Raw genomic sequence first — 20,940 nt, forward strand, 5'->3', positions numbered from 1 at the left:
ATATGCTAGAATACTGGTCAAATTTATCATGCGACCTGATTTCATGACCCACACTCAAAAAGAACCTTGGTACAAAAACCCCTTCATGACTATATTCGTCATCGGTCTGCCTGCACTCGTGGTGGTGATATGTATTTTCTTCATTATCTATGCCATTCGAGTTCAAGACAGCACTGTGCGTGATGATTGGTATATGGATGGCAAGGCGCTCTATCAAGATGCCACGCGCGACCAGTTGGCGCATGACTTAGGCATCTCTGGCATCATGCGCTTCAATGGTGACAATGTCAGCTTTGAGCTGCGCTACCCTAGCGACACCCTGTCATCGGGTAAATTACGCGATAGTACACCATTAGAATATCCAAAGATGCTCGCTGTCAGCATCTCGCACGCCACCGACAGTACCAAGGATAAGGATCTAAGCATTCGCTACGTTGGCGCGAATCGCTATGAAGGCAAAGTCACGCTGGATGAAACCCCTGCCAAATACTATCTACAGGTAAGCAACGATGGCATCTATGACTGGCGTCTCGTTCATGTTCAAAAGCTACCTGCTAAGAACGTTGCTTTCTCACCGCTTGATAGCTTCGATGAAGAGCGCCAAGTCCTGCCTGATCAACGCGATCTGCGCCCTACTCAAAATCAATAATCCTTTTGCTTTAGGATTTTGGCTGCAATTGCATTATTAATAAAATAAAAAATAAACCGCCTGAATTATCTATTTGGGCGGTTTATTATTACTGTGATTATGTGCTGCTTTTGATGAGCCTGGCGGATTGTAATGCCGCTTCTTCTTCAGCGATGACTTGGCGCGCGACGTGTAGGATGAGCTGTCTTAGCCAGCGGTGCGCCGGATGGTGCTGTAGCAGTGGCGACCACGCCATTGTTAGTTCAAATTCAGGAATGAAGAATGGCGGCTCTTTCACCACAATCTGTGGGTTATTATGCGCCTGTAGCTTGGCGACACGCGTGGGTAAAGTAGCGATCAAATCCTTATTCGCGGCGAGCATCGCGGGCATCTGATAATGGCGGGTGAATACGCTGATTTGGCGTTTTTGACCCAGTCGCTGTAGCGCTTGGTCGATCGAACCTAAACCGCCCGACTTCTCAGGATTCACCCCAAAGCCCACGCCCATACCGGTCTTAGACACCCAGACGTGCTGAGCCTTTAGGTAGTTCTTAAGGTTAAATCGACCCACATATGGGCTGTCCGCTGACAGCAGACAGCTGAACGTATCGCGCCATACCAGCACCTGATGGAAGCTCTGGGGAATTTCGTTAAAGCGGTTAATCGCCAAATCCACACGCCCCTGTTCCATATCACGATAAGAGACATCCGACGGTGTCAAAAAGTCCAGAATTACGTTCGGTGCTTCACTGCGTAGTGCCTTGACCAGTCTAGGTACCAAGGTCGCCTCAGCATAGTCACTCGTCATGATACGAAACACGCGCGAGGTGCTGTAAGGGCGAAACTCGGTACGCGGCTCTAATAGCGTACTGACATCCGAGAGTATCTCTCTGATGCGCGGCTGTAGCTCGCCTGCGCGCTCGGTTGGTGTCATACCCTCCGATGAACGCACTAGAAGAGGATCATTAAACAAAGAGCGCAATCGACGCAAGATATTACTCATCGCAGGCTGTGTGATGCCAAGCTGCTCAGCAGCGCGCGTTACGTTCTTCTCACGCAGCAGCACATCCAAATACACCAATAAATTTAAATCAACTTTTTGTAAATTCACGCTTTGCCCTTTTATTATTTTGACCGATGGCAGTCAATCATTGTAGATACACCGTTTGGCTTTTAGTGATTTGAATGACACCATCGATCCGCTTGTAGTCATTAATGCGCCCATTCATATCTTCAGCACTGATCTTAATCGCCAGCATACCGCCCAAATTCTTGTACTCATATAGCACCTCATCTGCATGATGGTGGATGGCTTGCATGAGATTGTCTTTTTTGTCTTTATCGTACGATATGATGTACACGCCCGTCTGCTTAGCGGGTATAGACATCAGATCTGTGCTATTCGCCTGCTTAGTATTTGGCAGACTCGCACAAGCCATCAGCAGCGCCAACAGCGCCACCGATAGCACCTTAACCATACCTGATGATTTTAATACATTATCCATCAATTTAACGTCACTCATACAATATTTACCGCCGTACCGACATCCACCACATCATAAAGCCACACGATATCCTCATTGCGCATGCGTACGCAGCCATGCGACATCGGCTCACCCATCGGCTCGGTATCGGGCGTGCCATGGATATAGATGTAACGCGAAAAAGTATCGCAGACACCATCGGCATTCTCACCCTTATTTACACTATCCTCACAGCCATCAAGCCACAGAATTCTGCTCAATATCCAGTCATGATCTGGGTTCTTACGACCTAGCTCATCATCATAGATCTCGCCCGTGAATACTCGACCGACGAACACGGCATTCATGGGATATTCGCCGCCGATTTTTTGGGCGATGGTGTGTCTGCCCAGCGGCGTGCAGCCCGTGTTCTCAAGCTGACCTGTGCCATTTTTGGCGGTGGATACGCTAAACTGCTTGATCAATTCATCGCCATCATAGACATCAAGGGTCTGATTTGCGGTATCAATCAATAAATGAACTTTGGAAGTCGCTTGGCTCATGGGTTATCAAATTAAAAAATGATGGATATTTTATAAATTGTTAGTTTATCAAAAAATTTAAGCTTTAGGGGAAATTTTGCGCGAATTTTTGATGATGCTATTCAAATATTTTTCGGCAAATCAGCCAAAACCATGCCCAAAAGTGCTATAATCTTAAAAATTCATTTGGCTTTTATTTTTAAGTTTTTTAAGGAAAGTTCATGTCAAACGCCACCATCTTACAAAACCTACCTACCGGCAAGAAAGTCGGTATCGCCTTCTCTGGCGGTCTTGATACCTCTGCCGCCCTACTATGGATGAAACAAAAAGGCGCAGAACCTTATGCCTACACCGCAAACCTAGGTCAGCCTGACGAAGACGACTATAACGCCATCCCTGCCAAGGCAGAGCAATACGGCGCAGTCAAGGCACGCCTTGTCGATTGCCGACTACAGCTTGCCCTAGAAGGTATCGCAGCCATTCAGTGCGGCGCATTCCACGTAACCACAGGTGGCATGCCTTACTTCAACACCACACCGCTGGGACGCGCTGTAACTGGTACGATGCTCGTCTCTGCCATGCGTGAAGATGACGTGAACATCTGGGGTGACGGCTCAACCTATAAAGGCAATGACATCGAGCGCTTCTATCGCTACGGTCTGCTAGCCAACCCTGAACTAAAAATCTACAAGCCTTGGCTAGACCAAACATTCATCGACGAGCTGGGCGGTCGTGCTGAGATGAGTCAATTCCTCATCGACAATGGCTTTGACTATAAGATGAGCAAAGAAAAAGCCTACTCAACCGACTCTAACATGCTGGGTGCGACCCACGAAGCCAAAGACCTTGAGTTACTTAATGTCAGTCACAAGATCGTAGAACCTATCATGGGCGTGGCGTACTGGGATGAGGATGTAAAGATTGATGCCGAAGAAGTTAGCATCACCTTTGAAGAAGGCACGCCTGTGGCAATCAATGGCGAACGCATCGAAAGCCCAGTTGATCTTATCCTAAAAGCCAACGAGATCGGTGGCCGTCACGGTCTGGGCATGACCGATCAGATCGAGAACCGCATCATCGAAGCCAAATCTCGCGGCATCTATGAAGCCCCTGGCATGGCGCTATTGCACATCGCTTATGAGCGTCTGGTGACCGGCATCCATAACGAAGACACCATCGAGCAATACCGCATTAACGGTCTTCGTCTAGGCCGCCTACTGTACCAAGGTCGCTGGTTCGATTCTCAAGCCCTGATGCTAAGAGAGACCGCTCAGCGCTGGGTGGCGCGCGCCATCACAGGTACAGTCACGCTAGAGCTACGCCGTGGCAACGACTATAGCATCCTGAACACCAAATCAGAGAACCTAACTTACGAGCCAGAACGTCTGTCTATGGAGAAGGTTGAAGATGCTGCATTCACTCCGCTTGATCGCATCGGCCAGCTAACCATGCGCAACCTTGACATCGCTGACACTCGTCACAAGCTTGGCATCTACACCCAAAGCGGCCTTCTGGGCGTGGGCGGTGGCAATGCCGTACCACAGCTTGAAAATAAGTAAGCATTTATATTCACCAAAAACACGCTCAAATGGGCGTGTTTTTCATGTGCTATTTTTGGACAAATGATGAATTCTATTGCCTTGCAAGGGTTTTTTGTTTGGTTTGATTGTCGCGATCGGCGCTCAGAATGGCTTTGTATAATTTAACTTCATTTAAACAACAGAAAAACACGGAAAATACTTGTTTGACTTCCTCCCCTCGCTAAACCGAGGGGATTCCTACTGCTAGACGGTCAAGCCGACCGCAAGAATGTTCTTACTAGCATTGATATCTCTATCATGCCATGTGCCACACTTCGCACAAGCCCATTCTCTTATTCGCAAACCTGCTCTACCTTTCGGACTGTTGCTGTCGATTTGACCGCAACACGAACAAGTTTGGGTAGTGTATTTTTCAGATACGGTTTCTAAGCGACAACCTGCATTCTTACATTTGTAGGTCAGTTGTCGTTTGAGTTCAAACCAGCTAGCATCGTAAACCGATTTGGCTAGTTTGCCTTTTTTGCTGTTAAATTGGGTGGTTTTAACGTCACCAACCACAATTAGGGCGTTGTCTTTGACTAATTGGGTAGTGAATTTATGAATTAGGTCTTGGCGTGTGTTTTTAATTTTGGCATGGATTGCCTTGACACGCTGTTTGTTTTTGGCACGTTGGGCTGTGGCTAACGCTTTGGCATATTTAAGAGTTTGCTTGATTTGTAGCTTGTCACCGTTTGAGGTAGTGGCACTGTCTTTTAAGCCTAAATCTATGCCAACGCTACCAGTTCCACAAGTGGTTTTAGGGTAATTTTTAACGGTGATACACGCATACCAACGACTGCGGCTGTCTTGCACAATCTCAAGAGTGTTAATTTGGTATAGCGACAGGTTGTAGCTGTCCCATAGGTCAATGATTAGCTTTTGCCCTTTAGCTAAACTAAGCTGTAAGGTTGATTTTAATCCTTTTTTGCCTGTTTGGTGGGTAGCGATGTGTTTAATGGCAGATTGTTTAAAGGGTAGCCAACCGAGCGATTTACGCTTTGATTTTGGATTGTTGGTTCGCCATGATAATTTAGCCTTTTTGAATTGTTTTCGGCTTTTGGCGTGGGTTTCATTAATCGCTTGAATAGTTTGACTATGCAAGCCTAACAGCTCACCGCTACCTTTGGTGTATTCGTTTAGGTCGTAAGCACTAAAGAATTTGCCAGTCTTTTGCAGATGCTTGTAACTCAAGTCATTGACGTAATTCCACACGAAATTAACCGAACCGCTTAGGTGGTTTAGTTGGTCTGTGTGTTTATCTCGTATGCGTAGCTTGAGTGTTTTCATAGGTTTAAGTATAATTGGATTTTTATATTTTACAGTTGGTCTAATTATATGTCAAATGATTTAAGACGTGGTAGGCATGTTGTTTACAATCTTCATGTGCATTTGGTCTTTGTGGCTAAATACCGCAGAAAGGTATTCACTAAAGAGATTTTAGACGATATGCAGGTTATCTTTGAGGAAGTTTGTTCAAAGTTTGAGGCACAATTAGTTGAGTTTGATGGTGAATGCGACCATGTGCATTTATTGGTGGTTTATCCGCCTAAAGTGGCTATTTCTAGTTTGGTAAATAGCTTGAAAGGCGTATCTAGTCGGTTATTGCGTAAAAAAGAATATCCGTCCATCAAAGGGCAGTTATGGGGTGGTGCGTTGTGGTCGCCTAGCTATTTTGCAGGTAGTTGTGGCGGTGCTCCAATTGAGATTATCCGCCAGTACATTGAACAGCAGAATACACCACACTAAACAACTTTCTGTGCGTAAGCATGATTGCGGAGTTGCCTTATATCCACCGCCTGAAGTCGGTGGTTTTACGGCAACGGAGGATAAAGACAAATCCAAGTTTTTAGCTCATCCTAAATTACCAAAATATTTAGATAAAACCAAAGGACGAGCTAACATTATTTTACCAAACAATCAATTTCTAAACGTGATTTGCAAAAAGGCATTTTAACCCTTTCAAGCTATTTTGATACACCATTGTCTTTTGAACTTGGCAAACTTAAAAACATCATCAATCTTGACAACATACAAGAAGTCAAAGTTGTCAAGATTGCCAATGGTTATGATATTAAAATCACTTACAAAACAGACAAGCCAACACCTAAACCCAATAATGGGCGTTATTTAGCGGTTGATTTAGGTTTAAATAATCTTATGACAGCTGTTAGCAACACAAACAATACGCCTTTTATTGTTACAGGCAAGACTGTAAAATCTGTTAATCAATTTTTTAATAAAATCAAAGCTAAGCTACAGGGTGAAAAAGACAGATTCATTCACCTTGCCAAGCAAAGCAATAAAATCATTCCACAGATTAGCTGCATTAACAAACAGTTAAATAAGTTATCATTTAAACGTAATAATCAAATCAATGATTATTTACATAAAGCAAGCCATTATCTTATCAACCACGCAGTTGCCAACGAGATAACAACGATTGTTATCGGTCACAATCAAGGTTGGAAACAAGGGATAAATATTGGTAAAAGAAACAATCAAAGTTTTGTCAGTGTGCCTTTTGCAAGACTGGTGCAAATGATACAGTATAAAGCTAAATTACAAGGCATTGATGTGATTGTTACTGAGGAAAGTTATACAAGTAAATGTAGCTTTCTTGATGATGAACCCATTGCTAAACAAGTTAATTATCAAGGTAAACGTGTTAAGCGTGGTTTATTTAAATCAAGCAATAACACGCTTATCAATGCTGATGTCAATGGTGCTTACAATATTTTAAGAAAAGTAATTGGGAAGTTTGATTACAACCCAATAGTGGTGTGTAGTACGCCTAAGATGATTAACCTATTAAAGGTTAATCCTTAAACTTAAATTTCCGTGTTTTTCCGTGAAATTTGGAACTATTAAAGCAAGGTTTATTGCGCCAGCATGTCTTTTGAGTGTGCTTGATTTGTTTCTTATGCGATTTTATTTTGATGAGCATGGGCGTGCTTGGTCTAGGAAGCCTGATTAGCCAAAGTCACATTGCCACGCTCATGCTGTCGCTCATGGGTGCTGTGTTCCTATTTTGGTATGGCTTTCGCGCTTTCAAATTCGCTCATCAAGGCACGAGCGCATTGGCATTAGACGATCAGCGTCAAACCCACGCACTGGGCAAGACCATTGCCACCACGCATGCTTTAACATTATTAAATCCGCACGTCTATCTCGATACCGTCGTTCTGGTAGGCAGCATTGCCAGCCCACTTAGCTTGGGCGACAAATACTTCTTTCTCATCGGGGCGGTGCTGGCTTCAGCGACTTGGTTCTTTGGGCTTGGTTATGGCGCAAGACTGCTTACGCCATTATTCAAAAAGTTTGCCACTTGGCGAGTGCTAGACACGTTTATCGGCATCGTCATGTGGGCGATTGCATTTTCGCTGGTGCGCCATGCGCTCACGTTAGCAACCTAGGTCGTGAAATCATTTTGGCAAATGCTTGTTTCATGCTAAAATAATCCAATCAAATCATACTTTAGCGAGCCAGATCATGACCACACTCACCCTGATTCAGCCAGACGATTGGCACATCCATCTGCGCGATGGTGACGCCCTGCGCACCACCGTTACACACGCCGCACAGAGTTTTAACCGCGTCATCTGCATGCCAAACCTCGTCCCACCTGTCAAGACGACCGAGCAGGCGATTGCCTATCGTGGACGCATCTTAGACGCGCTAGCCAATGCTGACATCAGCGCCGAACGCAAGCAGAGCTTCGACCCCTGCATGGTGCTATATCTCACTGATCACACCACGGCTGATGAGATCGCTGCCGCTAAGGCTTCCGGTGTAGTACGCGCTGTTAAGCTCTACCCAGCAGGCGCCACTACCAATTCAGCTGATGGTGTTACCGACATTCTAGGACGTGCAGAAGTCTTTGAAGCCATGCAAAAACACGGCATCCCACTGCTGGTACATGGCGAAGTCACGCACAGTGATGTGGACATCTTTGACCGTGAAAAGCGTTTTTTGGATGAGATTCTGTCGATTATTATCAAAAACTTCCCCGAGCTAAAAATTGTCATGGAGCACATCACGACCGCTGATGCGGCCGATTTTTGTTTGGCTCAGGGTAGTCACATCGGTGCGACCATCACACCGCAGCATCTGCTATTTAACCGTAATCATCTGCTGGTTGGTGGTGTCAAGCCGCACTATTACTGCCTACCCATCCTAAAACGTGCCGACCACCAAAAGCGTCTATTAGAAGTGGCAACCAGTGGCAACCCCAAATTCTTCTTAGGTACAGACTCAGCACCGCATGCCACTCACACCAAAGAGAATGCTTGCGGCTGTGCTGGCTGCTATTCTGCCGTACACGCCTTGCCGCTATATGCGACAGCTTTTGAAAGCGTTGGCGCGCTTGATAAGCTTGAGAATTTCTCTAGCGTCTTTGGTGCTCAGTTCTATGGCTTGCCTGTCAATACCAGCACCATTACGCTGATCAAGCAAGAACAAACCATCCCTGAAGCCTACGACTACCTAGACGGTAAAACCTTGACACCACTACTGGCAGGTCAGAGCCTAGCTTGGACACAGGTGTCGTGATGATATCGGATAAGCCTATCACCCTAAAGGAGCGTTTTCGCGGTTTTATGCCTGTGGTCGTCGATGTCGAGACAGCAGGCTTTAATGCACAGACAGATGCCCTGCTTGAGATTGCCTGCATTCCCATTGTGATGGATGAGCAAGGTCAGCTCATCCAAGGCGAACCACTGAACGCCCACATCGAGCCGTTCATCGGAGCGAATCTTGAGCCTGCCGCACTCAAATTCACTGGCATCAATCCTGAGAGCCCTTTTCGAAAGGCGATCAGCGAGGATGAGAAAGTCGCTCTGCGCCGCATCTTTAAGGCGTTAAAAGAAGTTCGCAAACAATACGACTGCCGTCAATGCATTCTGGTCGGGCATAATGCGCATTTTGATTTGGGTTTTTTGAATGCCGCCATCGCGCGCACCAGTTCAAAGAATCACTCGCCATTTCACGCATTTAGCGTGCTCGACACGGCAAGCCTATCCGCCCTTGCCTATGGGCATACCGTTTTGGCGCGCACCTGTGTGATGGCGGGCATCGAATTTGACAACAATCACGCCCATTCTGCATTATACGACACCCAAAAAACCGCAGAGCTGTTCTGTAAGATTTTTAATGAATTGCCCATGCTGACCGCCATGCCAAGTGTTGATGCTGAAATAGAATCGGCAGAAACAAGTGAATCATAATATTAATAATACATCATGCCATTAATTTGGTATGATGTATTATTAAAAACGCAAAATAATTATGTTCTGTTTACAATCTAAAATCACCAAAACACAGATTTTATCTTTTAGTACACCCTTGGCTTAATTCAAAGTTTAGCCAATTCGATCAAATAATGTTTATATTCTCCTCCAACTCTAAACCACTTTCTTTAATAAGTGTGAGGTAAGCCATCAAGAATTTATATTTAGTCTCTGCAAGTTTTTGCTCTGCCTCTGTTACTCCCTGCCTAGCCTGTATTACCTCCAAATGGTTTCTTATGCCGTATATTTGTCCTGTTTCAGTTGATTTGAGTTGGAGTTGTCTGCTTTTAAGTACGCGTTCTTGTGCAAGAATTTGATGGTACATAGCATTACTTTCAGCATAAGCTTGGCGTATTGCCAGTTTAATTTGTCTCTCCATAGCAACTAATTGAGCATAGGTTGCCTCATATTGATTCATTGCTTCACTTATTTTACTATTTAGGTCTCCACCTGCGAACAAAGGAATATGAAACTGCAATTGTATTGTAGCATTTCTTTGTTTATCATCAACTTTGTAGTTATTGGGAGATGATACATCTTGATATTTAATCTGCCCTTTGAGTTTAGGTAAACGATTATTTTTAGCAGCTTTAACAGCCTCTTCTTGGCTGTTAACAGCATATTTTTGTGCTAAATACCTATGATTATTCTCCAAAGCAATCGATTGCCATTCATCTAGGCTATATTTTTTAATCTGTAAAAGATAATCATCAATTTGATCAAGGATAGAAATAGGCTCAATTTGTTTACTATCCAACCCTGTATAGTTATTAAGCTGATTTTCCAAAATTTGTCTTTTTGCAATTGCGGCACTCTCTTGTGCTACAGCATTGTCATAACCCGCTTGAGCTTCGTGTATATCTAGTGCTGTAGCAACACCTTTATCAAATAATGCCTGAGCACGCCTAACCTGTTGTTCATAAGACATCTTTTCTGCTGTATAAGCAATGATTGTTTCATTACTAAGTAACAGATTAAAATAATTCTCTGCCACATTGTATAATAGTTGCTCTTTAGCATCACTATAATTCTTCTCAGCCACCTTACTATTGTAGATACTTTGACGATATTTGGCAATCTCACTTCCATCAAATAAAGTTTGACTAAGCTGTAAATCCCAACCATAATTTTCTTTAATAGGGGTTGAAGAATGAGGTTGATTCTGATAATTGATATTCCCTGAAAGATGTGGATAGAAAACTGATTTGGCCTGCCGTTGTTTTTCTTGAATAACATTTTTTTGATAAAACGCCTCCTGATAATCTGCAGAATTTTGTTGTGCAGCAACCCACGCTTCTTGCAAATTAAACGCATAAGTAGGAGAACTATTCATAAAAAAGAGTAAAGAAAGTGAATAAGGATAAATATACTTTTTCATTTTTATATTTCTCATGGTTTCTCTGGTTGATTTGGGTGCTTTTAACAATTCTTATTACAACACTCAGTTTATCAAATTAAATAAAAGCACAGGAAAAATTAACGCTCACGAAAACTTTCATCAACTTTTGTCTGCAATGGACTTAGCATATAATCCAAAACACGGCGTTTACCCGTTTTAATTTCAGCAGTAACATTCATTCCTGGTGTTAAGTTGATTGTTGCTCCATCTATATTTAATGTGCTTTTATCAAGAGAAACAAGTGCGGTATATACCAGTCCTAAATGTTGGTGTTCTACGGCATCATGGCTAATGCTTTTGATTTTGCCTGTTAAATAACCATAACGCGTATAAGGAAAACTCTCAACTTTGACAATAACATCCTGACCAACCTTTACAAAGCCGATATCTTTATTTAGCACCAATACCTCTACTTCCACTTGATTATCATTAGGCACCACGACCATGATTTTTTGTGCTGCTTGTACAACTCCACCCAAAGTGTAAGTTGCTAACTCCTGTACAGTACCACTAACAGGCGATTTAATGCTTAGCAATTTCTGTCGCTGCTTAGCTTTATTAGCTTGACCAGTGTATTGATTAATTTGCTCATTGGTTTGACGCAAAGATTCTAATGTATCGCGTTTTAGATTTTGAGTATATAACATACGGTTTTGTTCAGCTTGCATGATTGCAGCTTGTATTTTTTGAATCTGACTACGCGTACTTTGTAAATCATTCTGATTGCTAAGTAATTTACTTTCTTGCTCCAGATAGGCATGCTCGGATATAAAGTTTTCTGCTTTGAGCTTTCGATAGTCATCAGTCTTTTGGCGTTCAATTGCACCAACCGCAACCAACTTTTGTTCTTGAGATCGGGCAGACTGTAATTCTGCCTGATGCCCCTTTAAGATTAATTTTAATTGTTCATCTTGCGCCAACCATGCTTGATATTGATTTTGGGCCAAAGTTTGGGCTTCATTAATTTCCAATTCTGAAATATTTAAAGACTTTGCATATGCTAAATCAATCTTAGGATTGATACGGTGATTCAATGCTGATAAAATTGCTTCAAGGCGTAGTTTGGATAATTGTGCTGCTTGCAGGGCTTTTTCGGACTGAGCGACATCACTATCTGAACCAACCGCCACCAAATCTACCAATACCTCTCCTTGTTGAATATTCTGACCATCACGCACATGCACAGCTTTAACTATGGCCGTTTCCAAAGATTGAATAGTTTTACTACGACTACCTGAAGAAATTTTTCCCGAAGCTGTGGCAACAATATCAATCTGTCCAACCCAAGACCATAGCAAAGCAAATAGGACGAATATCATGATTATTCTAGCTGTCCACTTAGAAGAGCTGGATACAGGTGTGTCAGTGAGTTCTAGATGTGCAGGAAGAAAAGCGAGTTCTTCTTTAGTACGCTTAGGAGGGGTTAGTTGGTCTCGCACTGCCCATGTATTTCGCCAAACGGTCACATAACGAATAAAAAAATCTTTAAGTGCTTGTATAAACATGAATTATTTTCCTTGAATGTTTAATAATAGCATTAATAGAACAAACTTATCCATTCTGCAAATCATATAAATAACGATAGTAACCATCTTCTTTTTGTAACAATTCTTGATGTGTACCCTGCTCCACAATCTTCCCTTTGTCCATCGCAATAATGCGATGTGCCATTTTTACAGTAGATAGGCGATGTGCAATAATTAAGACTGTTCTATCTTGACAAATTGCCTGCATATTTTGCATGATGGCTCTTTCCGACTCATAGTCTAATGCACTAGTAGCTTCATCAAAAATCAAAATACGCGGATTTGTAATTAAAGCACGCGCAATAGCGATACGCTGGCGTTGTCCACCTGACAAGCCTGCACCTTGCTCTCCAACAATCGTATCATAACCCTCAGGCAATTCCATAATAAAGTCATGTGCCCCAGACATCTTGGCAGCCTGGATAATCAACTCTAATGACATGCCCGTATCAGTTAAGGCAATGTTATCTCGAATACTACGATTGAGTAACACATTTTCCTGCAAAACAACACCCACTTGGCGACGCAGCCAAGCGGGATCAGCTAATGCCAAATCGTTTCCATCAACTAATATTCGCCCATTTTCTGGTACATATAAACGCTGTACTAATTTTGTCAATGTTGACTTGCCTGAACCAGAGCGTCCTACGATACCTAGTATCTCTCCAGCGTTAATCTGTAAATTTAAATTCTGTAATATTAAATGCCCATCTATTTTGTAGCGAAAATCAATATTTTCAAATGTAATATCACCCTTAATATCAGGCAAAGTTAAGCGAGATGTAGAATGCTCAGTTGGAGTATTTAAAATATCACCCAATCTCGCCACTGAAATACCTACTTGCTGAAAATCTTGCCATAGCTGTGCCAGGCGAATAACAGGGGCGGCCACCTGACCTGCCAGCATATTAAATGCTATTAATTGACCTACCGATAGCTTGCCTTCAATTACCAATTTTGCACCAATCCATAGAGTTGCCACAACAACCAGCTTTTGAATGAGTTGCACTCCTTGCTGCCCAACCATTGCCAACTTAGCAACCCGAAAACTAGAAACCACATAAGCTGCTAATTGATTATCCCAGCGACGGGTCATTTGAGGTTCAACCGCCATTGCTTTTACCGTACCAACCGCAGTAATACTTTCCACCAAAAAAGATTGATTATCTGCATTGCGTGCAAATTGATCATTTAGTCGAGTGCGTAAAATTGGGCTAATAAAGGCAGACCAAAACGCATATATTGGTAATGATGCCAAAACTACCAGTGTTAAAGTAGGGCTGTAATACCACATTACAAACAAGAATATAAAAGAAAACACCAAATCTAAAACTGAGGTAAGAGCTTGACCAGTTAAGAAATTGCGGATATGTTCCAGCTCCCGTATGCGTGCAACCGTATCACCCACCCTTCTGCTTTCAAAATAAGCAAGTGGTAAAGCGAGTAGATGACGAAATAATCGTGCTCCTAGCTCTACATCAATCCGAGAGGTTGTATGAGCAAAAATATAAGTGCGTAGACCACTTAAAATGACTTCAAATAAACTTACTACCAATAAGGCAATCGCTACCACATCCAGAGTAGAAAAACCACGATGCACCAATACCTTATCCATCACAACCTGAAAAAACAATGGCGTAATCAGAGCAAAAATCTGTAGCACCACTGAAATAACAATAACTTCAAAAAAAATATAACGATATTTGATTACCGCAGGAATAAACCAAGTAAAATCAAATTTAGCCAATGAACCCAATATTGACGCACGGGAAGTTACTAGCATTAACTTACCAGAATATCTTTCAGAAAACTCACTTGCATCTAATATCATAGGACGATTTTCGATCAAATCATAGATGAGATATTTTGCAGCAGATCCCACCCCATCAATTTTAGTTAGTATAAAATGAGAGTTTAAATTTTGATCTAAATCGGGCTTATCATCACACCATACCAAAGCAGGAAGTGTTATCATTGACAATCGAGCTAAAGGCTGTTTTATAATCTTTACCTTTAATTCCAATTTCTTTGCTGCCAACATCCATTCAATTTCATTCAGGTCTCCTTTTGCATTATCAGAAAACTGATGCATAATGTCTGCTGGACTTGCAGAAATACCATAGTATTTGGCAAGGATAACCAGAGCAGATAGAGCAGGTTGTTGAGCATAATCTATCATAACTAAATTACTATTAAGGGTTTGTAAATTAAGTCTAATTAAAGAAGTATCACCACCCATATCACTAGTTTCATAATCTATAACCAATGATATGGGTGGTGATATCGTCTAGTAAATTAAATCACTAAACACTTGGAGCTAAAATACCATGAACCGGTTGTGTAGTTGGTTGCAGGGTATTGGAGCTCACAGGATTCTCTGTACCAAATAACGCCATTGAGCCAATTAGCTTATTTAAACTGCTTGCAATGTCCGATACAGATATCTCTTGACTCTTATTTTTGTTTGCAAGCTCTTGCAATTGTTGAGATGTGATTTTCTCACCAACTTGTTTGTTTTCCAAAAGGCCATCAATTTGCTCAGAGGTAATATAAGTACCATCTTTACCAATAAGGTGCTCAATTTTGTTATCAGTTTTATGACCATGGTAATTCACTAACTTGGATGCAATGTACCAATTTGATATATTAATACTACCAGAATTGTCATTTAGCTTGATCAATATACCTTCTTGAGTACGCTCAATAGTTAACTCTGATAAATTAGCATCTGCGAATGCCAATTTATCATTGCCTTTAGAATCGTACAGTTTATCATTCCCACCCCCTTTTCGAACAATGTATACATCATCGCCAGCACCGCCATTTAATACATCATCGCCAGCACCGCCATCAAGTAGATCATTTCCATCATCGCCTAAAAGTTGATCTGCACCTTTGCCACCAAATAAACGGTCATCGCCAGCACCGCCATCAAGTATATCATCTCCATCTCCACCGTGGAAGATATCAGTGAATTTGGAGCCTTTGAAGTTATCATTAAATTGAGAGCCAATTATTTCTTCTACGGATTTTAATTGATCAGTAGACTTATACCCATATCCAACTTGTCTCAATTCATAATCACGATACTCAAGAGTCTCTGTGCGTTTACCTACCGTAGTATCTTGGCGTTTCACAACTTCATGATAAATATCACCTTTAGCCACTGTACGATTAACGATATAGCTGCCCATTTCAGTTGCATGTGTGCCGTCTACGATAATATTACCCAAGCCACCATCTTTGCTATATAAAACACGATCGTGTCCGGCTCCACCGTCCACATTCATTTTACCTTGCCCAGCAAAGATATCATCGTTACCAGCACCAGCATTTACAATCAGCTCAATTTCCTCTACAGTTTCCTGCTCATTAATACGCTGAATAACTTTAGAGAAGTCTAATTTAGAGCTTGCATCACCATCAGTGATCTGCCAATTTTTAACACGCTCAAATTTCAATTTATTGATATAAGAATATTTACCATTACTTATGCGTTCGCGAGATTCTTTACCTGCACTTAATAATGGTGAAGTAAAGTGTAATGCTTGAGTTTTCTTGCCATCTGAATTACTGATGTCTACAATTCCAGTCTTGGCATCTAATGTAATATTAACACCGGCCTCCACTTTTTTACCATCTTCAAAAGCATCTACATAAGCTTTTCCGCTCTCAACTTTCTCTCCCAACTTGGTAATACCTGCCAACTCACCGATATTATTATCCCAGCGTTGTTGTGTAATAGCAATAACACGCTCAGCTTCCAACTCTTTATTTAGCTCAGACAAAAATTGTAAGTTATTAGCCAAATAAGCAGCATAACGAGAGTCATAACCTTTATCAAAATAGTTCTGACCACCATTTTGCTTTTCCCACTCTAGAATTCTACCTTGCAAACGATTCGCAACACTTTCAAACATTGCTTGCTTAGATGCCTCTAGAATACCAGAGATTAATCCCGTTACTCCAGCGACCAATAGGGCAATAGGTGCACCAACAGCAGATCCTACAGCGGCGGCAGAAACACCCGCAGAAACTGCACCTAATGCCGTATTAATTGTAGTTAACGAAGCTTCAATAGTGCCTGCACCACGCTGATATTCAGCCAGTAGATGGTCTCCATCATAGCCGAATTTTTGGAATTGTTTTGCAAATTCATCAAGAGCATTGGCATGGTTAAATTTATCCGCCGCATTCACAAATGCCAAAGGACTAATTGCCAACATAATTGATGAGGTGATTAAAGCAGCAACTGCGCCGGTAGTTGATAGACCAGCAGCAACGCGTTGTGCTAAAACATATGAAGAAATTGCTTTTGTTACATTACCAACAACTTGATTGCTTAACTCAAAACCTGCAGCCACTTTTTTACCAGTTGATGCATCTTTATCCGCCAAAACAAAACCTGAAGAAATACCTGATAATAAACCAGTAATCACTTCCAAACCAACACTGGTTTTAGAGAAATTTAAGTTTTGCAACTTATTTCCTAAGCCAGAGAAACCCTTAGCCTGCGATATAGTGGAGCCTAGCTTTGCCAGCTGTGCAGAAAATGCCTCAACTGTTTGAACGCTACTAGATAGGTTGCCAACCACTTCATTGATCAATTCAATACTGGCTTTCGCTAAATCAGTAGGTGCAGCATCGCCTTGCTTGATCAAAGAATCAAGTTCCATGCCCGCTAAAGCAGTACCCAAGAAAGAACTGAGGGTTGCCAACACACTACTTGCACCTCCTAATTGATGATCAATATTCTCTGCACTTTTCAGCTCTTGTGCCAACTTATTGGCAGAATGTTTTTTTAAGAGTTCATCTAGTTTTGTTGCAGAGATAGCAACACCGGTTTGTGTAAGAGAGAGTAGCTGATTTGCCGTATCAATAGATTTTTTTGCTGTTTGAGTGTGATTAGGCTCTTCTGCCAAACGAGCAATTCCTAACTCATCGGCAGCTTTGATGAAGTTATTTAAGCTCCCTTCCTTTTTCGGATCATAGTCCTTAGGAATGGCCAAATAAAGACTTTTTAGTCCAGACTTAGTGGAGCTTAAACCGGCTTGAATATTAGTTTTAATTACATTTATTTTAGACATGGCTATTTACCCTAATTGTTTTAAAAAGGTTTGAATTAATTATCTTTAGATATAATAAAATTATTCTGAGTTGATAGTTTGCTCATCAGATCTTCGTGGTATTGCGCAAACATTTTTGAGGCCAACTTTGGATCAACAGATTTTCCATGGAATTCAGTTATCTTACCATGCGACGAATTTTCTTCCACACGGATAGCTCTAAACAATTCATCTGCAAACAACTCTCTCATGTGTTTTGTCAGTCTCAGACTATCGCCAAATGGGGTAATCCAGTCAATAAACCAGTTTCGATTACCCGACTGCCAATCTTCCAACTTAAGAGAGGTAACATCGTTAATATATTTAACCTCATTTTCCAAACTAAGCTTAGCCCAACTACAATATGCTACAGGCATATTATCTCTTCTTAGCAGTACATACTGCTTCGTTTGAATTGCTGGAATAACATTTGTTGTTAAGAGAGAAAGCGTCCAATTCTTATGCAAATTAGAATTAGCCCACAGCCAAGTAATCGCTCCAAGTTCTGTAAAATTATCATTCATGAGTATTCAACTCTCTAAGTTTTTTAAATTAAGTAACTCAAATAGATTTATACATTAACTTCAGCTCAACACAATTTGATACCCCCCCAAACCAAAGAATCATAATACCAATTTAATTCAAAATATCATTTAACATTACTTTGGTACAGAACGAGCAACCTATCAGCATATGTTTACCCACGCCAAGGAGTCTATACCAAGCGATGGAAAGCCAAAATAATCCCAAAAAAACTTATAACAGCCTTAAACTACCGCCAAAAATACCAAGGTTCATTCATCCAAGCTAGGACTTTGGGATTAACGAAAGTGCGGCATACAAAACCATCATATAGATACAAAGCATACCGAATAAGCATAAAAGATTTTGCACAACTCATCAAAAGTCATTATGGACAGACACTAATATTGGCACCGTGCTAATTGATGCAACCAAAACATCCTTTAGACAGCTTAAAATAGTAAGGAGAAAAGAGGCATCAAACCATAAAGATTCAAATGGTCACATTTGAGTGCGTTCTGACTATCAAGACATTCAAGAATACAATACCAAAAGCCAGTTACTAAAGAAAAACATCAGTCTACTCAATAAGGCAGATAAAAAAGCCAATCATAAATTATCTGTCAAACATATTTTAATGAGCATTTACTGGTTAAATTAAACGCTTTTAAAAATTGTCTTGCCACAATCGTAGAGAGCAATTTAAAAGTAAATCTAATTTTTGAGATTTACTTTTAAATTGAGTTAAAAAAGTATTTAATAGAATTATTTATACAGCAAAACAATAAAATTTAAAATTATTTAATCTTTTGGTCAATTACAATTATAATATAGCAATAACAAAAAATCAACCAACTCAGTATAATCATACTACAAATTTTCACATAGAATTAAGCAGGTTGATCAACATAGGACTCCGAAGAAGTCAAACCAAAAAGCGTATTTTTCAGATTGGGCAGAATCCAAAAAGAGCTCTAACTAATAACAAAAGTTCGTGCACATTTTTAGACACCCCCTTTCATCACAAAATCATCGCTTTTGATGGCATTGTGTGATAACATAACCTTAATATGTGATTACAATATTTGACTAGGGTTTAGTATTTCTACCAGTCTTTAGACATCCAAAAAACAGATTGCTAAAACTTATCATAACACCCATCATAAGGAATTCTCATGCCATCATTTGACATCGTTTCAGAACTCAACACCCAAGAGGTACGCAATGCCATTGGCAACACCGACAAAGAGATCGCCACGCGCTTTGACTTTAAAGGCAGTGACATCAACGTCGAGCTGAACGAAAAAGCCAGAACTGTAACCATCACCTGCGATAACGAGCTTCAATCAGACAACGTTTACGCCATCTTCGAAAAGCAGCTCATCAAGCGCGGCGTCGATCTACAAGTCCTCGACCCACAAGATAAAGCCCAATCAGGCAAAACCGTCAAGCAAGTCATCAATCTAAAAGACGGTCTAGACTCAGACACCGCCAAAAAGATCAGCAAAGCCATCAAAGAAAGCGATTTAAAAGTATCGGCCAGCATTCAAGGCGACAAGATTCGCGTCAATGACAAAAAGCGCGACAATCTACAAGCCTGCATGGCATTTCTAAAAGAAAAATCATTTGGCGTGCCTCTGCAATTCAACAACTTCAAAGATTGATTTTTTAAAATAATTTTTTTATATAAATCAAATATTTACAAATTATTTTAAATTTTTGAAAAATAATCGCTTGACGGATGAAAATAATTTGCTATAATGGCGCCACTTTTGAGAAACACGGTGAAAGCGTTCAAAAGTTGGTAAAGCGATTTGAATAAAATCGGTTTTACAGTCCTTGCGCTCCATTCGTCTAGAGGCCTAGGACACCGCCCTTTCACGGCGGTAACAGGGGTTCGAATCCCCTATGGAGTGCCAATATTCTAAAAACAGCCCTTAATTTTAAGGGCTGTTTTTTATCATTTATTTATCAACAATGAAAATAAAAGAGCAGGCACGAACGCCCGCTCTTTTATTTATACAGTTAAGCTTACTGACGCACCAGACGCTTAACCTCTCCCACATCACGATGATAGACGCGCACAGGGTTAATGTCGATGCCACCACGACGAGTGTAATTGGCAAGCACTCTCAAGAACACAGGACGATAATGAATCATACAGTCGGCGAATATCCGCTCGACGCACTGTTCATGAAAGCCGTTATGCTGTCTAAATGACAAAATGTATTTTAAGAACTCACCAAAATCCAATTCATATTCGGTGGCAATCTCAATCTGCACCGCCCCCCAGTCAGGCTGATTGGTCACTGGGCAGTTCGATCGCAGTAGATTAGAGTAGAATTTATACTGAGTTAGCGCGCCTTTCTTGGCATTCTTCAAGAATACATTATCAATATCATCCAGCAGCAAAATTTCTTTTTTAGTGTTATCTAAAACGTCATCAATACAAATGCCCACCGGCGCATGAATATCTAGCCCATCATCGTTCAGCCCAATGATTTCCACGCCCACATTCGCACCCACACAGATAGATAAATCTTTTTGCAAAGTGGTTTTTAATTCATCAATACTGCTAAATTTAGTAAAGTTTAAGCTATTCAGATATAGCTTTAAGGATTTGGATTCTACGATATTTGGCGAATTGGCAGGAATGGTAAAACGAGCCATTGCCACTTGTGAAATGCCAATCGGATTTAGCCATGACAATTCAAAGGCTTGCCAAATATCCACGCCATTTTTTAATTCATCATGGCAATCATTAAAATCAAATCCCACGTCTTTTAAAATCTCATCTCGTCCGATTTGCCGAGATATGGGATATAAAATGGTGGGGTCATAAGTTTTTGAATAAGTGGTGCTTTCGCCTAGTACGCCGTGAATACTCATT

Annotated in this window: 18 protein-coding genes, 1 tRNA gene and 1 pseudogene; 10 read left to right on the forward strand and 10 right to left on the reverse strand. The window is 41.2% G+C overall.

The features are described from left to right. Positions 1-28 precede the first annotated feature (28 nt). Entirely contained in the window at positions 29-649 is a 621-nt protein-coding gene (locus DYD54_RS07320; protein ID WP_063514360.1) for a FixH family protein, read from the forward strand. Positions 650-746: 97 nt separating this feature from the next. Here the strand turns inward: DYD54_RS07320 and DYD54_RS07325 are convergent, their stop codons facing one another. The 3 genes from DYD54_RS07325 to DYD54_RS07335 are packed head-to-tail and all read right to left on the reverse strand — an operon-like array spanning position 747 to position 2,654. Next, positions 747-1,739, reverse strand: a complete 993-nt coding sequence (locus tag DYD54_RS07325) for a LysR family transcriptional regulator (protein ID WP_063514361.1) — start codon at positions 1,737-1,739, stop codon at positions 747-749. A gap of 37 nt (positions 1,740-1,776) precedes the next feature. Further along, complete coding sequence (locus DYD54_RS07330) at positions 1,777-2,151, reverse strand: hypothetical protein (RefSeq protein ID WP_063514362.1); 375 nt, start codon at positions 2,149-2,151, stop codon at positions 1,777-1,779. Next, the gene (locus DYD54_RS07335; RefSeq protein WP_063514363.1) at positions 2,148-2,654 is read right to left on the reverse strand and encodes a L,D-transpeptidase; all 507 of its coding nucleotides are present in this window, start codon (positions 2,652-2,654) and stop codon (positions 2,148-2,150) included. The genes DYD54_RS07330 and DYD54_RS07335 overlap by 4 nt, the downstream gene beginning before the upstream one ends. Positions 2,655-2,854: 200 nt before the next feature. Between DYD54_RS07335 and argG the strand changes: the two genes are divergently transcribed. Next, positions 2,855-4,192, forward strand: coding sequence for an argininosuccinate synthase (argG, locus tag DYD54_RS07340; RefSeq protein ID WP_063514364.1), 1,338 nt, complete (start codon positions 2,855-2,857; stop codon positions 4,190-4,192). Between the two features lie 202 nt (positions 4,193-4,394). Here argG and DYD54_RS07345 read toward each other — a convergent pair. Next, positions 4,395-5,500: pseudogene (locus DYD54_RS07345) on the reverse strand (RNA-guided endonuclease InsQ/TnpB family protein). A gap of 48 nt (positions 5,501-5,548) precedes the next feature. Between DYD54_RS07345 and tnpA the strand changes: the two are divergent. From tnpA to rnt, 6 genes are all read left to right on the forward strand, one after another. Then, complete coding sequence (gene tnpA, locus DYD54_RS07350; protein ID WP_046701032.1) at positions 5,549-5,959, forward strand: IS200/IS605 family transposase; 411 nt, start codon at positions 5,549-5,551, stop codon at positions 5,957-5,959. Between the two features lie 10 nt (positions 5,960-5,969). Continuing rightward, positions 5,970-6,167, forward strand: a complete 198-nt coding sequence (locus tag DYD54_RS11300; RefSeq protein ID WP_147285082.1) for a hypothetical protein — start codon at positions 5,970-5,972, stop codon at positions 6,165-6,167. Continuing rightward, the gene (locus tag DYD54_RS07355) at positions 6,149-7,039 is read left to right on the forward strand and encodes an RNA-guided endonuclease InsQ/TnpB family protein (RefSeq protein WP_063514365.1); all 891 of its coding nucleotides are present in this window, start codon (positions 6,149-6,151) and stop codon (positions 7,037-7,039) included. The genes DYD54_RS11300 and DYD54_RS07355 overlap by 19 nt, the downstream gene beginning before the upstream one ends. A gap of 74 nt (positions 7,040-7,113) precedes the next feature. Then, positions 7,114-7,626, forward strand: coding sequence for a LysE/ArgO family amino acid transporter (locus DYD54_RS07360; RefSeq protein ID WP_228703538.1), 513 nt, complete (start codon positions 7,114-7,116; stop codon positions 7,624-7,626). Positions 7,627-7,699: 73 nt separating this feature from the next. Further along, positions 7,700-8,761, forward strand: a complete 1,062-nt coding sequence (gene pyrC, locus DYD54_RS07365; RefSeq protein WP_084260745.1) for a dihydroorotase — start codon at positions 7,700-7,702, stop codon at positions 8,759-8,761. Beyond that, positions 8,761-9,435, forward strand: coding sequence for a ribonuclease T (gene rnt, locus DYD54_RS07370; RefSeq protein ID WP_063514368.1), 675 nt, complete (start codon positions 8,761-8,763; stop codon positions 9,433-9,435). The genes pyrC and rnt overlap by 1 nt, the downstream gene beginning before the upstream one ends. Before the next feature lie 148 nt (positions 9,436-9,583). On the opposite strand, the gene DYD54_RS07375 is transcribed toward rnt, so the two are convergent. From DYD54_RS07375 to DYD54_RS07395, 5 genes are all read right to left on the reverse strand, one after another. Beyond that, complete coding sequence (locus DYD54_RS07375) at positions 9,584-10,891, reverse strand: TolC family protein (RefSeq protein WP_063514369.1); 1,308 nt, start codon at positions 10,889-10,891, stop codon at positions 9,584-9,586. An 83-nt stretch (positions 10,892-10,974) separates the two neighbouring features. After that, on the reverse strand, positions 10,975-12,402 hold the full coding sequence (locus DYD54_RS07380; RefSeq protein WP_063514370.1) for an HlyD family type I secretion periplasmic adaptor subunit: 1,428 nt from the start codon (positions 12,400-12,402) through the stop codon (positions 10,975-10,977). 46 nt (positions 12,403-12,448) lie between these two features. After that, positions 12,449-14,662 (reverse strand): type I secretion system permease/ATPase, encoded by a 2,214-nt coding sequence (locus DYD54_RS07385; RefSeq protein ID WP_084260660.1) that lies wholly within the window; start codon positions 14,660-14,662, stop codon positions 12,449-12,451. Between the two features lie 64 nt (positions 14,663-14,726). Next, positions 14,727-17,510, reverse strand: coding sequence for an RTX family hemolysin (locus DYD54_RS07390; protein WP_063514371.1), 2,784 nt, complete (start codon positions 17,508-17,510; stop codon positions 14,727-14,729). Between the two features lie 35 nt (positions 17,511-17,545). Further along, a complete protein-coding gene (locus DYD54_RS07395) occupies positions 17,546-18,052 on the reverse strand; it encodes a toxin-activating lysine-acyltransferase (protein WP_063514372.1) in 507 nt (168 codons plus the stop codon). A gap of 1,173 nt (positions 18,053-19,225) precedes the next feature. Between DYD54_RS07395 and DYD54_RS07400 the strand changes: the two genes are divergently transcribed. Then, positions 19,226-19,714: a YajQ family cyclic di-GMP-binding protein gene (locus tag DYD54_RS07400; protein WP_063514373.1), complete on the forward strand. Its 489-nt coding sequence runs from the start codon at positions 19,226-19,228 to the stop codon at positions 19,712-19,714. Positions 19,715-19,893: 179 nt separating this feature from the next. Then, positions 19,894-19,969: transfer RNA gene (locus DYD54_RS07405), tRNA-Glu, on the forward strand. 112 nt (positions 19,970-20,081) lie between these two features. Here DYD54_RS07405 and queF read toward each other — a convergent pair. Beyond that, positions 20,082-20,939, reverse strand: a complete 858-nt coding sequence (gene queF / locus DYD54_RS07410; protein ID WP_063514374.1) for an NADPH-dependent 7-cyano-7-deazaguanine reductase QueF — start codon at positions 20,937-20,939, stop codon at positions 20,082-20,084. Between the last annotated feature and the right edge of the window lies 1 nt (position 20,940).

The sequence above is a fragment of the Moraxella ovis genome, assembly GCF_900453105.1.
GTDB classification, from domain to species: domain Bacteria; phylum Pseudomonadota; class Gammaproteobacteria; order Pseudomonadales; family Moraxellaceae; genus Moraxella; species Moraxella ovis.

Excerpts from the sequence above, each read along its gene's own strand:
- tnpA (WP_046701032.1), top strand. The coding sequence starts at position 5,549 with ATGTCAAATGATTTAAGACGTGGTAGGCATGTTGTTTACAATCTTCAT.
- rnt (WP_063514368.1), top strand. The coding sequence starts at position 8,761 with ATGATATCGGATAAGCCTATCACCCTAAAGGAGCGTTTTCGCGGTTTT.
- DYD54_RS07335 (WP_063514363.1), bottom strand. The coding sequence starts at position 2,654 with ATGAGCCAAGCGACTTCCAAAGTTCATTTATTGATTGATACCGCAAAT.
- DYD54_RS07385 (WP_084260660.1), bottom strand. The coding sequence starts at position 14,662 with ATGGGTGGTGATACTTCTTTAATTAGACTTAATTTACAAACCCTTAAT.
- DYD54_RS07330 (WP_063514362.1), bottom strand. The coding sequence starts at position 2,151 with ATGAGTGACGTTAAATTGATGGATAATGTATTAAAATCATCAGGTATG.
- DYD54_RS07375 (WP_063514369.1), bottom strand. The coding sequence starts at position 10,891 with ATGAGAAATATAAAAATGAAAAAGTATATTTATCCTTATTCACTTTCT.
- argG (WP_063514364.1), top strand. The coding sequence starts at position 2,855 with ATGTCAAACGCCACCATCTTACAAAACCTACCTACCGGCAAGAAAGTC.
- DYD54_RS07390 (WP_063514371.1), bottom strand. The coding sequence starts at position 17,510 with ATGTCTAAAATAAATGTAATTAAAACTAATATTCAAGCCGGTTTAAGC.
- DYD54_RS07400 (WP_063514373.1), top strand. The coding sequence starts at position 19,226 with ATGCCATCATTTGACATCGTTTCAGAACTCAACACCCAAGAGGTACGC.
- DYD54_RS07395 (WP_063514372.1), bottom strand. The coding sequence starts at position 18,052 with ATGAATGATAATTTTACAGAACTTGGAGCGATTACTTGGCTGTGGGCT.
- DYD54_RS07320 (WP_063514360.1), top strand. The coding sequence starts at position 29 with ATGCGACCTGATTTCATGACCCACACTCAAAAAGAACCTTGGTACAAA.
- DYD54_RS07380 (WP_063514370.1), bottom strand. The coding sequence starts at position 12,402 with ATGTTTATACAAGCACTTAAAGATTTTTTTATTCGTTATGTGACCGTT.
- queF (WP_063514374.1), bottom strand. The coding sequence starts at position 20,939 with ATGAGTATTCACGGCGTACTAGGCGAAAGCACCACTTATTCAAAAACT.